Source organism: Xanthomonas sp. BRIP62418 (assembly GCF_003993495.1).
Classification (GTDB): Bacteria; Pseudomonadota; Gammaproteobacteria; order Xanthomonadales; family Xanthomonadaceae; genus Xanthomonas; species Xanthomonas euroxanthea.
The window spans coordinates 188831-203119 of the sequence record NZ_QEZG01000036.1 but is presented as its reverse complement, the minus strand read 5'-3'; the positions used below and the strand labels follow the sequence as shown (position 1 = coordinate 203119).

Genomic DNA, 14289 nt, shown 5'->3' with positions numbered 1-14289 from the left:
CCCTCGCAGGACACGCCGCAAGTACGTCCTTGTAGGCTCTTACGCGGCATCCATGCCGCGTAAGGTCCCGCGACGGTGGGCGGGCAAGGACTTGTCGGGATGGTCGGTGTGCATGGCTTTCAACAAGGCAACCAGCGGATTCTCTGGGGCGGTGGTGCACCGCCCTCGAACAACGTGGCCCAGGATCATCCGCATGACGTCAACAGCGGCTGTCAAAACGGCTGCGCGGCCGGTGCCCGTTGCGGCATGTGCTACGCGTACACCCCGGTTTCTGCGTGCCGTCCACATCCGTCCGGCGAACGCGCGTTACGTTTCATCAGCTGTTCTAAATCGAGCCAGGCACGTTGTGCACGGCCTCAGCGCGGCTCGGCCACGATCAGCCAGTTGTTGAACGGGGTGTTGCCGTACAACGGCGCAAAGGTGGCACGCAGACCGGCGGCATCCAGCTGCGCCTGCAGGCTGTCGCGGGTGGGATAGCTGCGCGGCATGCGCTGCATCCAGCCGCTCAGATGCGCCAGCACGTCGGTCACGCGGCTGGTGCGGCCACGGCTGCTGGCATCGCCCAACGCGCTGCGGATCACCAGCTTCGCACCCGGCGTCAGCATCTGCGCCACGCTGCGCAGCAGGCTGGCCTGCATGTCGGCCTGCAGATACTGCAGCACATCCAGAATGGTCACGCTGCCGCGGTGTTGCGGCCACGCCACACTCAGGTCGACCACGGCGAACTGCGTAGTGCCCAGTGCCGAGCGCTGCGCGATGTGCTGCGCGCGGCGGATCTTGGACGCGTCCACATCCACCCCGTGATACGCCAGTGCCTGGCCGTCGGCGCGCAATGCGTGCGCGAGCAGCCCCAGCCCGCAGCCCAGATCCAGCACCGGCGCGGTGGTGCTGCGCAACTCGGCCAGCACGCCCGGATACAGCGGATCGGTGCGCAGCTTGGCCTGGGTGTAGTAGTAGTCGTAGCGATTGCCCAGCGGATGCGGCGGCAGAAATGCGCGCGCGATCGCCAGCGCCTGTGTGCGGCTCATGGGTTGGGTGGCGGTGCTGTGCAATGTCGTTCCTTGGCAGTGAGGCGTGTTGCGCGGCTAGCTTAGGGCATCGCGCGCTGCAGGCAGTGCCAATACGGTCCAGCGCGCATACATGGCGCCGGAGGGATGCAGGCCATCGTCGACCAGCATGTCGGCAGCAGCGCCGTCATCGCGGCTGGTGGCGGTGATGTCGACAAAGCGTACCGAGCGTGCGGCGCAACGTTCGGCGGCCACGCTGTTGAAGGCATCGATCTGGGCACCGATCAGCGCCGCATCGCCGCCGTGTGCATGCGCAAACGGGGTCAGACCCCAGTCCGGAATCGACAGCACGAACACGCGCGGTGCAATACCGCCGGCCAAGTCGATTGCACGCAGCAACAACGCATCGAACTGGCTGCGGTACTCGTCCAGCGAGCGCCCGCGGTACTGGTTGTTGACGCCGATCAGCAGGCTCACCAGATCGAACGGCCCCTGCGGCGCAGCGGCATCGATACCGGCCTGCAATTCGTCGGTGGTCCAGCCGGTGGTGGCGATGATCTGCGGCGGCGCCACATTCCAGCCGTAGGCACGCAAACCGTCCACCAGTTGCGCCGGCCAGCGCTGCCCGGGGGCGACCCCTTCGCCGATGGTGTAGGAATCGCCGAGCGCCAGATAGCGCAGCGGCGTGCCGGCCACCGCCATCACGCCACGCTGCGCGACTTGAGCGGCACCACCTTGGTCACCGCCTCGGCGCGGCGCGCCAGGGCACGGTCGATGCGTGCGAACACATCGCGCATCACCGCCGCCTCCGGCATCAAGGTCACGCGGAAATGGTGGCGGTAGGGCACGTTGAAGCTGGAACCCGGCACCACCAGCACGCCTTCCTCGTTCATCAGGTCGAGCGCGAACTCGTGGTCGTCGAAGTTGCGCGCGGCCGGCCCGACCACTGCCGGGAACGCATACAGCGCACCGGCCGGCGCCACCAGCGACAGGTGCTCGCTGGCCGCGCAGGCCTCGATCACCGCGCGGCGGGTTTCGTACAGGCGGCCGCCCGGTGCACACAGCGCCGAGATGGTGTCCGGCCCGTTGACGGCCGCGTCGATGGCGTACTGGCCCGGCACGTTGGCGCACAGCCGCAGCGCGCCGAGCAGGTCCATCGCGTTGCGCAGGTCGTTGATGCGCGACTGCTCGCCCGACAGCAGCGCCCAGCCCACGCGCCAGCCGCAGGCGCGGTGCACCTTGCTCAGGCCGCTGAAGGTGATGCACGGGTGCGCACCGGCCAATGGCGCCACCGGCACGAAGGCGGCGTCGTCGTAGAGCACCTGGTCGTAGATCTCATCAACCATCAGCAGCAGGTTGTGCTTGCTGGCGATGGCCACGATGCGCTCCAGCAACTCACGCGAATAACTGGCGCCGCTGGGATTGTTCGGATTGATCAGCACGATGGCGCGGGTACGCGAGGACACAAGCGTCTCGATCTCCACCGGGTCCGGCTGGAAGCCGTTTTCCGGCGCGCAGCGGTAGTACACCGGACGGCCATCGTTGAGGATGGTGGCGGCCGACCACAGCGGATAGTCGGGCGAGGGCACCAGCACTTCGTCACCGGGATTGAGCAGCGCACGCAGCGACAGGTCGATCAGCTCGCTGACGCCGTTGCCGACGAAGATGCGGTCCGGATGCGCATCCGGGTGCTGGCGCCGCGCATACGCGGTGGCGATCGCCTCGCGCGCTTCCGGCAGGCCTTGCTGATGGGTGTACGGATCGGTGCGGCCCATGTCATCGGCGATCGCGCGCTGCAGATGCTCCGGCGCACGAAACCCGAACGCGCCTGGATTACCGATATTGAGCTTGATCAGCTTGCGGCCCTGCGCCTCCAGTTCCCGCGCTCGTCGCGCCAGCTCGCCCCGGATTTCGTAGCGGACTTCGGACAGACGCTCGCGGATGGCGAGCGGCTTTTGCGGGGCAGTGGACATGCGACGGGCCGGTTGTAGGCGTGAGGCTTGGCATGGTAGCGGAAATAGGACAGGCGGACATGCTTGCATCGGCAAGGATCTCAAGGGGCGGCGCCCTGCTGCTCACTTATTAGTAGGTATTGCCATCAGGGAATGCCCCGATCGGCATCAGTGGCTGCGTCTCAGCCCGCAAGACATCTGATTGAGAAAATAGATCATCAGCGAGGGGTTGGCTGATTGACAGGTTCTTAACATCCCAAGATTCTATTCCGTCACTTGAGCCCATCGGCTCTTAGCAAGGATCGCGTTATGTCAGGGGGAAGTGCGTCGCTCTCGTTAGTCGAGGGCGGCTCGTCGGTGCATGACCGACCGGATCTGGGGCTACAGGGACTCGTCCTCCTTGCGCAATTTCATGGCATTGCCGCCGATGCGACGCAGCTGGCGCATGGCTTTGGCCGTGGGGGCGAGCCATTCGACGAGACCACGCTGCTGCTGGCGGCCAAACAACTGGGCTTGAAAGCCAAGGTCGTTGCTCAGCCGGCAACGCGCATTGGCATGGCCGCATTGCCGGCTCTGGCATTGGTGCCGGACGGGGATGCGTTCATCGTGGCCAAGGTCGGTGCGGATCAGATCCTGATCCACGATCTGGTGGAAAAGCGGCCGCGCTCCATTTCACCCGCCGAGTTCGAGGCGCGTTACCAGGGGCGGTTGTTGCAGGTCGCCTCGCGGGCCTCGGTGCTCGGCGATCTGGCCAAGTTCGACTTCAGCTGGTTCATCCCGGCGGTGGTCAAGTACCGCAAGTTGATGATCGAGGTTTTCGTCGTCTCGTTCTTCATCCAGCTCTTTGCGCTGATCACGCCTCTGTTCTATCAGGTAGTGATGGACAAGGTGCTGGTGCATAACGGTCTGACTACGTTGGACGTGATCGCGATCGGGTTGGTCTCGATGGCGGTGTTCGATGTACTGCTGTCCGGCCTGCGCACCTATGTCTTCGCCCATACCACCAGCAAGATCGACGTGGAGTTGGGTGCGCGGCTGTTCCGGCATGTGCTGTCGCTGCCGTTGGCGTACTTCGAGTCGCGGCGGGTCGGCGACACCATCGCGCGTGTCCGCGAGCTGGAGAACATCCGCAACTTTCTCACCGGGCAGGCGCTGACCTCGGTACTGGATCTGTTCTTTACCGTGGTCTTTCTATCGGTGATGTTCTGGTACAGCGGCTGGCTGACCTTGATTGTGGTGCTGTCGCTGCCGCTGTATGCCACGATCTCTGGACTGATCACCCCGGTGCTGCGCAAGCGCTTGAACGACAAGTTCGCGCGCGGTGCGGACAACCAATCTTTCCTGGTAGAGACCGTCAGTGGTATCGGCACGGTCAAGGCGATGGCGGTGGATCCACGCGTGACCCGCACCTGGGACAATCAGCTGGCCGGCTATGTCAGCGCCGGTTTCAACGTCACCCGTATCGCAACGCTGGGACAGCAAGGTGTGCAACTGGTGCAGAAGCTCACCGCTGTGGCAGTGCTGTTCTGGGGTGCCAAACTAGTGATGGAAGGCAAGCTGTCGATCGGCCAGCTGATCGCCTTCAACATGCTGTCGGGCCAGGTCACCGCACCGATCATCCGGCTGGCCCAGTTATGGCAGGACTTCCAGCAGGTCGGTATCTCGGTCGAGCGGCTGGGCGACATTCTCAATACCCGCACCGAGGTGCCGGGCAGTCGCCTGGCCTTGCCGCCGATCCGCGGGCAGGTGACGTTCGAGCGGGTCACGTTCCGCTACCGGCCGGATGCACCCGAGGTGCTCAACGGGATCGAGCTGGATATCCGCCCGGGCGAGATCATCGGCATCGTCGGCCGTTCCGGCTCCGGCAAGAGCACGCTGACCAAGCTGGTGCAGCGGCTCTATACGCCTGAGCGCGGGCGGGTATTGATCGATGGGCAGGATCTGGCATTGGCCGATCCTGCCTGGCTCCGCCGGCAGCTGGGCGTGGTGTTGCAGGAGAACTTCTTGTTCAACCGCAGCGTGCGCGAGAACATCGCCTTGACCGATCCCGGCATGCCGCTGGAGCGAGTGATCAACGCCGCCAAGCTGGCCGGCGCGCACGACTTCATCCTTGAATTGCCTGAGGGCTACGACACCAAGGTCGGCGAGCATGGCACCGGTCTTTCCGGTGGGCAGCGCCAGCGTATCGCGATCGCACGCGCACTGATCGGCGACCCACGCATCCTGATTCTCGACGAAGCCACCAGTGCGCTGGACTACGAGTCCGAACACGCGGTGATGAGCAACATGCGCACGATCTGCAAGGGCCGCACCGTGCTGATCATCGCCCATCGCCTGTCTACCGTACGGCAGGCCAACCGCATCGTCGTGGTGGAGAAGGGGCGCATTGTCGAGAGCGGCTCGCATGCCGAGCTGGTCGACCGTCCGGAAGGCCAGTACGCGCATCTATACAGACTGCAACAGGGGACACCATGAAGCACCTGCTCCAGGGATGGCGCGATTTCTTCCTCCGCTACCTCAAGATATTCAAATCGGCCTGGGCGGTGCGCCGCCAGCTCGACCCGCCCGAGCGCAGCGCCGATGAGCGTGCATTCCTGCCCGCACATCTTGAGCTGACCGAAACGCCGGTCTCGCCCACCGCACGTTGGACGATGCGCATCATCATCGGCTTCTTCTGTGTGGCGCTGCTGTGGGCATGCCTGGGCAAGCTCGACATCGTCGCGGTGGCACCCGGCAAGACCGTGGTCGATTCGCGAACCAAGGTGGTGCAGACCGCAGAGACGGCAGTCGTGCGCAGGATCCTGGTGCGCGACGGACAAGCGGTGAAGAAGGGCCAGTTGCTGGTCGAACTCGATGCCACCGCCACCGGTGCCGAATTTGCCCAGGCCGGCGATGCCCTGATCAATGCACGGCTCGCCGCGCTGCGTCAGGCCGCCCTGGCAACCGCCATCGCCACCGGGCAGCCACCGCAGCTGGGCGCGGCACCGGATCTACCCGCAGAGCGCGTCGCCAACGAGCAGCAACTGGTCAGTAGCCAATTCGATGCCTTCCAGGCCCGCCTGCATAACCTCCAAGCCAGCATCGCCCAACGTCAGGCCGAACTGCAGACCACCCAGGACGCCATCGCACCGCTGGCCGAATCCGCACGCATTTCCAAGGTGCGCGCGGAAGACTACGCCCGCCTTGTCGAAGGCAAGTACGTCGGCCGCCACGACTATCTGTTACGCGAACAGGAACGCATCGCCGCAGAAAGCCAGCTCGCCACCCAGCGTAATCGCCTGCAGGAAATACGCTCGGCCATCAGCGCAGCGCAAGAGGAATTGCGCGTGCTGGTTACCGACACACGCCAGCAAGCGCTGGACGCGCTGCGCCAAGCTAGCGAACAAGCCGGCCAACTGACCCAGGACGTTGCCAAGACCGGCCAGCGCGACAAGCTGATGGCCCTGCACGCGCCCGTGGACGGCACTATCCAGCAGCTGGCCGTGCACACCGTGGGCGGTGTGGTGACGCCCGCACAGCCGTTACTGGTCGTCGTGCCTGCCGAAGAAGCCTTGGAAGTAGAGGTCACCGTCCTGAACAAGGACATCGGCTTCATGCGTCCCGGCCAACCGGTCACCGTCAAGGTCGACAGTTTCCCCTATACCCGCTACGGCTACCTGACCGGCACGGTCGCCAGCGTCTCGCATGATGCCGCGCAGGACGAAAAGCTGGGCCTGGTGTTTCCTGCACGCATCAAATTGAACGGCAGCACGCTGGCGATCGATGGGGTCAAGGTGCGGATGAGTGCCGGGATGAGCTTGAGTGCTGAGGTTAAAACTGGAAAGCGGCGTGTGATTGACTATTTATTGAGTCCCTTACGAATGCATGGCTCGGAATCTTTGAGAGAGAGATGAAGTTATGAAACTGCTGATGCTCGTCGGTTTGGCCTGGGTCATGATGTGTATGTCTGGCTGCAAGTAAAGATGAAATGGAAGGAGCAGGTCTGGCTGGGGGAGGGGCGATTTGTGGACGTGGAGCGTGGGGCGATAGGGGGAATGGATTTCCCAAAATTCATCGTCAATCGTCACGTTGCATCAAGAGTTGAAATGTAAACCCTTGAATGTGCTCTGGACTGCAGAAGGTGCGATGAAAATTGGATCTTTTTACATTTAAAGATGCTCACAAACACATGGCGCGATTGGAGTCTAACTAGTTCTAATCAATGTTGTGAATTCCCATTGCCATTAAATAAATTTCCGAAATTATACTCGGTAATTAAATAAAAAAGGAATTTCTTATGAATCAAGATGAAAATGACAGATATGCGATGTTTCTCACCGAAATATCTGCAGCGCTTGCCGGCAACATCGAGTCAGCTTTCGCGGATGCAAAAGCATTACACGGCGATTCCAATGTAGAACCCACTACGCTCTTTAATCTCTACTCTGAAACACTTGAGCAGAATATAGAGCTATTGAAATCCTACGCCGATAGATTTGCCGTAGACGGTAATGCAATATTAAATTCGTGGACCGAAGGAATGATAGCTGACGCAAGCCGTCAGCTCGACTTGTTAGATAAAGAAAAAGATCCTGCCGTAGCGTTAAAGGATTTTGCGTCCGGAGTTATAAGTGCGTTAGACAAGGAGGGTACACGAATAGCGCTTGGTGGTGGCTCTGAGAAGTTTTTCAAATTTGCCTCTAAGGGGCTTGATGAATTAGACGTCATTACAAAAGCGGCGCAAGGTGATCTGACAGCAGCTATGGCTGTTTACGCCGGTTCTTGGGTTAATGCGGTCGTTACCGGAGTACTTACCGGTGTAGCGGTTGCCTCGGGCGTCGCTTCCTGGCCAGTACTTGCAGGGATCGCCGTTATCGGTTCAATCGCAGGGGTATTAGGTGGGAATGTCGCCGACGACGTTGCGGAATACTTCTTTGATTTCGCGAAAGAACCTGAAGATATGCGAGAGGATGCGTATCAATCGATAGTCTTTCAAATCAAAAATGGAGGTAGCGCCTACCTACCTGGACTGAACGACTATCTCGCTTTTGGAACTCAGCAGGATGATCAGCTGAGCGCGCAGTATGATAAAAGTTATTCCAGTACACTGATAGGCGGGTCGGGAAACGATACCTTATACGGTGGTGACCTCATCGATAAGTTAAGTGGGGGTGATGGGGACGACTTTTTGGTTGGATATGCGGGCCCAGATACCCTCAATGGAGGCTTGGGAGATGATCATTTGCACGGCGGGCGCGGATCGGACTTATTACAGGGCGGAAAGGGATTTGATACGTATGAATTCAGAGTCCGTGATCTAGATGAAATCACTGAAGATACGATCATTGATACTGATGGCATAGGGAAAATTACGTTTGAAGGCGTTGCTATCGGAGACCTTTCGGTAAACACGGTCTCGCGCGATGGTCTTGGGTGGGAGACCCATGATGGCGTCTTTCGTCTGCAATCCGTTCCGAATGGTGATAAATCGACACTAATCATCACGCATCGTGAAAGCGGCGGCCGCATCGTCGTCAAGAATTGGTCGAACGGCGGTCTAAATATTACCCTGCCGGGACTGGGCCAGCCCTGGAGCCCGGAGAATCCGGTCTCCCAGACAAACGATGACGATTTGGTCGGCCGTGATGGAGGTCCAGACGAAGTCAGAAGCGGGAATGACATTATTTCTGGTTTGGGCGGGAATGATGGAATTGCCGGTGGATATGGTGATGATTGGATAGATGGCGGCCATGGGAATGATCTAATCCTTGGTGGGCCAGGAGCCAATCGGCTCCTTGGCGGCTTGGGTGACGATATATTGATTGGATCGTCAATGCTCATGGCATGGCGCAAGCCAAAAGATGAGCTGGGCTCAAGCGAGCGTGACGCTTGGTATAGTGAGTCTGCAGCTCGAACAGGGATTATATCGGTGGGAAATGGATGGTTAAGCGAAGTCTCAGGAAATACTCCCGCCGGCTCAGATGCAACACAGAATATCTTTAATTTTTCCGTGAGAGCTTATTATACAAACGGCCAGGATCCTTGGGTAGAAACGAATCCAAATATTCTACCGAGCGGGAATGATGACATTGACGGCGGCGATGGTTCCGACGTTGCTTACGGCGGTGAAGGTAATGATACCCTCCTGGGAGGGGCGCAAAACGACCTGCTTCTCGGCGGAAGCGATCATGACTATATTGATGGGGAAGATGGCGATGATCTTATTTTCGGAGACGATTTTTCTTCCGCTGATGGTATCTGGAGCTTCATGGCCACTCAAATTTCAGACAGGGCCAATACGTCAGGAAACGATATTATTCTAGGTGGTACTGGCGAGGATCGAATATTTGGCCAGGGTGGCAATGATGTCATTAGTGGAGGAGAAGGCGACGACATCCTTCAAGGAGACCGTGTCGACTACGGCCTGACATACTCCTATGTGTCTGCGGGATTGCCAGGGAACGACTACATTGATGGAGGTGCGGGTAACGACCGAATCTATGGCGATAGCGGTAACGATACTCTTTTAGGAGGGGACGGTGCAGACTACATCTTGGGTGATGCCGTCGGAATTGATGAGTCCCAGCATGGTAATGACGTCATCGATGGTGGGTCAGGCGTTGACACGATTATCGGTCTCGGAGGTGATGATGTCATACGTGGCGGCGATGGGGATGATCTATTGCTGGGAGACGCGTCCGGTAGCGACCTAGCTCTTCAATTCCATGGGAATGACCGGATATATGGCGAGGCAGGCAACGACGAGATTCAAGGTAACGCTGGCGACGACTATCTCAGCGGAGGATCGGGAAAAGATCTTCTGCAAGGTCAAGCGGGAAACGACACTCTCTTGGGAGACGCTGATGATGACGAACTGCAAGGGGGTGGGGGGGGCGATACGTTGATAGGCGGCACAGGCGACGATAGGTTATTTGGAGAGGATGGCGACGATAACTTAATCGGCGACGAAGGCCGGGATTTCATTTACGGCGGGACTGGTAATGATCGTTTAAGCGGAGGCAGTGGGGAAGATACTTTGGTTGGAGGAGATGGTGATGACAATATTGACGGAAATCAAGGTGATGATGTTATCGATGGCGAGCTTGGAAATGACTCAATCAGAGGCGGCCTTGGAAACGACGTGATTGATGGAGACGAAGGCGACGATTATGTAGATGCAGGTGATGGCAACGATAGCATTTATGGTGGTGGCGGCAACGATTTAATAAATGGGGGAGATGGCAACGACACCGTGACCGCTGCGGAAGGAAATGATCAGGTCAATGGAGGAAACGGCAACGACTATCTTGAAGGCAGCGATGGAGATGACACGCTATCTGGCGATAAAGGCGATGACATTGTCATAGGCGGCGCCGGCAATGACCAGACCGTCGGCGGCGAAGGCAGCGACATTTTGTACGGTGACGATCAGTTTGGTATTTACTCTGGCAACGACAAGATCGCTGGCGATGCAGGTGATGACTACCTCGACGGCGGTCGGGGTGACGATCAACTCGATGGTGGCACCGGCAACGACACCCTTGTCGGTGCAGAAGGAAACGATACTTATCTTATCAAGGCCGGTGATGGTCATGATGAGGTGATTGGTTTGGGTAGCCAATCGGCGGGAAGCGACACCATCACGCTCACCGGCCTTTCTAGGAATCAGGCAACGTTCCGGCGGAGCGGTAGCGCACTGGTGATGACATTCGGTACAGACCAATCGCTTCGCCTGGAAGGCTTTCTTGCACGCGACAGTGGCGGGCACCGGATCGTCTTTGGCGATGGTTCGACGATGGGTCGGGCTGATGCTCTGAGCTTACTTGGTGGTGGTACTGCGGGCGATGACGAGTTGCAAGGCAGCGACCAAGACGACGAACTGTATGGCGAGGCTGGTAACGACAGAATTTACGGCCAAGATGGCAATGATTCGCTCAATGGCGGAATCGGCAACGATCTTGTATTCGGAGGGGGCGGAAACGACCTGCTCGAAGGTGGCGATGGCAACGATCTTCTCGACGGCGGAGCCGGCGACGACCATCTGTCCGGCGGAGCGGGCTCCGACGTTTTCCGCTACGGCACTGGCTACGGCAACGACACCATTACCTTCGATCCTGTTGCCGATGTTCGGCAAGTACAACTAGTTGATATCGTCAATCCAGCGGATATGTATTACGCGCTAAAGAACGGCGCTCTGATAATGACCGTTACCGAGACCGGTCAGAGCCTCACCATTGAGGGGTACGCCGGCGCGAGTGGGCCGACCGCACGAATCTTGCTGGCCGACGGCAGCGAGCTTTTGCCAGAGATGTTGTGGCGCGGCGCGGATGAGATCGAAGGAAATTCGTGGAACGATGAGATTTACGGGTATGACGGTGATGATCTTCTAGTTGGAATGCTGGGGGACGATACAATTTATGGTGGCAATGGTCAGGATACTTTGATAGGGGATTTTCTCCACATTTATTATTATTGGCAGATGGGGGTGTGGTATAACGATTATCTGGATGGCGGGGAAGGTGATGACTATATTTACGGAAATGGCGGTGATGACATTCTGATAGGTGGTGCAGGCAATGACTCACTCTATGGAGGACTAGGCGCGGATATTCTGAACGGCGGAGCCGGTAATGACGTGCTCTATGGAGGTACGGGGGCAGATATCTACGAGTTTGGCCGTGGTGGCGGTAGCGACTTCATCCTGGGATCGCCTGGTTGGCGCGGGAGTGTTAGGTTTGATGCCAGTGTACTGAAGGAAGATATTGTCGTTTATAACAATGATATTTATGGGGGTTCTTTGCAACTCATCATTGAGGGGGCCAGTGACTCAATTACATTGGGAGGATTTTACGACATACGATCCCCTGGGATCCCTACGCTTGATCCTATCGAGCAGGTCATATTCGCCGATGGCACTGTTTGGGATGTACAAGAAATATTATATCAATCCATGGGGGGGTCGCACCGTAACGACAATATTATAATTTTTTATCCAAAGGATGAATTTATCGATTCCGGTTTGGGTAACGATATTGTCCAAGGGTTGGAGAACGACGACACCATCTATGGTGGTGCCGGAAATGACAGCTTGTCGGGTGGTGCAGGTAACGATATTTTGGTGGGAGGCAGTGGTTCGGATATCCTTAGTGGCGATACCGGGAACGATATTTATCGCTTCGGCATTGGCTCTGGGCTTGATTTCATTAGTAATTGGCGAACAGCGGAACCCGACCATGATTTGATTGAGCTTGGTGAAGGAATCACCACGGAAAACATTCGCCTCGCGCGTTCGGGGGATGCCTTGGTAATCGATATCGAGGGATACACCGACCGGTTGATGGTGTTGGGACACTTTCTGACAGCCGAGCAATGGGGCAGTGGCGGCCCGATCAATGCGTTGCACTTCGCCGATGGCAGCATTTGGGGCCAAGACGAGATTGTGGAGAAACTTGGCGCACCTCTCGAGCCTATCGAAGTCACCATTGGCGGTTCTAGCTATACCAATTTCTATGCTACTGGCGGCTACGTCATCGGCATTCAGAGTACTGGGCGCGATTATAATTATGAAATGGCGGGAGCCACCTGGTTCGACCTCGGGCCAGGTGATGTACACATTTCTGGTGGCACTGCCGGGGATACCTACGTGTTCGGCAAGGGCTACGGAATCCAGGCAATACAAGACCGCGGCGGAACAGACCGGATAGTTTTCAATGCTGACCTATCTCCTGGCGATCTTACCCTCTACAAGCTGGGCTATGACTTGCAGATGTATGTGGAGGGGCAGTCGCCGCTCACCATCGTTGGATTTTTCGGCGAAAGCGGCATGGCAGCGATCGAGTCAGTGACCTTCGCCAACGGAACTGTATGGGATTCCGCATGGCTGCATGCCAATGCCGTGAGCCCGGACCTAGCCCTGAATGGAACTACGGGCAGCGACATCCTGCGTGGAAGCATCGGCAATGATCGGCTATCTGGATTGGAGGGTAACGACCAATTGGAAGGCGAAAGCGGTGACGATCTACTCGACGGTGGCGCCGGCGCGGATATGATGCGTGGCGGCAGGGGAAGCGATACGTACGTGGTGGATGATGCTGGTGACTCGATCTTCGATAATGGATACAACAGCGGATTGGAAGATTTTTGGCGAACAGATATCAATACGGTAATCAGCGGTATCGACTACACGCTGGGCATAAACTTGCAGCAGTTGATCCTTGATGGGACTGCCGATCTCAACGGGACTGGCAATGGAGACTCCAATACCCTGCAGGGTAATGCCGGAGCCAATATCCTGACCGCAGCGGCTGTGGACGATTACTCTTACCAAGCAGACTGGATGGACGGTGCTGCAGGGAATGACACCTTGATCGGTGCATGGGGCAACGACACCCTTATCGGTGGTGCGGGTGATGATCGCATGGAGGGCGGTGGTGGCGACGATCTTTACTATGTCGACAGTGTTGGAGATGTCATCATCGAAACCGAGGGGGAGGCGCCTTCGATTCCGATGTCAATGGCCGTGCAGTTGTCGCGCAACGTGACGAGCTCTTCCGTCGGTGCGCCAGGAGCGCCTGGGATTCCCGCGATGGGCGAACACCCTTATCGCAATGGCGACACGGTAGCTGCCAGTATCGATTTTATTTTGACGCAAGATCTGGAGTCGCTGATTCTGCTCGGTGACGCCATAAACGGTACCGGTAATGAGTTCCGCAATTGGTTGAAAGGGAATGCACAAGACAACGTGCTGAGCGGTCTTGGGGACTATGACACGATCTCTGGCGGTGCCGGCCGCGACGTTTTGTACGGTGGTGATGGTGCTGATGAGTTGGACGGCAACGGTGGAGACGACACGCTGGTTGGCGGCGATGGCGATGACTTTTATGGCTACACCGCTGGCCAAGGCCACGACACCATCGTGAATGTCGATGCCTATGGCGAAGATATATTGCAGTTGAACGGAGCCGGGTTCGATCAATTCAGCTTCGCCCGAGCTGGCGATGACATGGTCGCAACGTTGACTGACCAGTCAGGTAGCTTGACGTTCAAAGATTGGTACACGGAAGCGACCAATCGTGTCGACCGCTTATACGACCAGAACTGGAGCGAACTCACCGCAGACCAGGTTGACAGTCTGGTCGGTGGGGCGGAGTTGAGTCAGTTGATCGGTGCGATGGCACAGGGCGAAGCTGGGCAGGAGGTTTTTGCGCAGTCCTGGAGCGAACGCGGCAATCAGCCGCATCTCATGATCGCTGCAGTCTGACGATCAATTGGTGCTGAATCCTTTCCTCGCAAAAGCCGTCATGGCTTTTGCGGGGTCTGGCAAAAATCCACGTGGCATTGCACGTGGTGGA

The 14289-nt window shown here is 58.1% G+C and carries 6 protein-coding genes and 1 other RNA gene; 4 read left to right on the top strand and 3 right to left on the bottom strand.

Going from position 1 to position 14289, the window contains the following annotated elements; genetic code table 11:
* Positions 1–246 precede the first annotated feature (246 nt).
* Positions 247–322: non-coding RNA, sX9 sRNA (locus tag EO174_RS11095), on the top strand.
* A gap of 34 nt (positions 323–356) precedes the next feature.
* Here EO174_RS11095 and EO174_RS11090 read toward each other — a convergent pair.
* Genes EO174_RS11090 through EO174_RS11080 form a run of 3 tightly spaced genes read right to left on the bottom strand, consistent with a single transcriptional unit; the run spans position 357 to position 2980 of the window.
* Entirely contained in the window at positions 357–1028 is a 672-nt protein-coding gene (locus EO174_RS11090) for a methyltransferase (protein WP_104648793.1), read from the bottom strand.
* Positions 1029–1085: 57 nt separating this feature from the next.
* Positions 1086–1709, bottom strand: coding sequence for an SGNH/GDSL hydrolase family protein (locus EO174_RS11085; protein ID WP_126944551.1), 624 nt, complete (start codon positions 1707–1709; stop codon positions 1086–1088).
* Complete coding sequence (locus EO174_RS11080; protein WP_126944548.1) at positions 1709–2980, bottom strand: pyridoxal phosphate-dependent aminotransferase; 1272 nt, start codon at positions 2978–2980, stop codon at positions 1709–1711. The genes EO174_RS11085 and EO174_RS11080 overlap by 1 nt, the downstream gene beginning before the upstream one ends.
* Positions 2981–3268: 288 nt before the next feature.
* Here EO174_RS11080 and EO174_RS11075 point away from each other — a divergent pair, with 288 nt between their 5' ends.
* The 3 genes from EO174_RS11075 to EO174_RS23375 all read left to right on the top strand — a co-directional run bounded on the left by EO174_RS11075 (position 3269) and on the right by EO174_RS23375 (position 14198).
* The gene (locus EO174_RS11075) at positions 3269–5434 is read left to right on the top strand and encodes a type I secretion system permease/ATPase (RefSeq protein WP_126944545.1); all 2166 of its coding nucleotides are present in this window, start codon (positions 3269–3271) and stop codon (positions 5432–5434) included.
* Entirely contained in the window at positions 5431–6852 is a 1422-nt protein-coding gene (locus tag EO174_RS11070; protein WP_126944542.1) for an HlyD family type I secretion periplasmic adaptor subunit, read from the top strand. The genes EO174_RS11075 and EO174_RS11070 overlap by 4 nt, the downstream gene beginning before the upstream one ends.
* A gap of 383 nt (positions 6853–7235) precedes the next feature.
* Positions 7236–14198, top strand: coding sequence for a calcium-binding protein (locus tag EO174_RS23375; RefSeq protein ID WP_126944539.1), 6963 nt, complete (start codon positions 7236–7238; stop codon positions 14196–14198).
* The last annotated feature ends 91 nt before the right edge of the window (positions 14199–14289 follow it).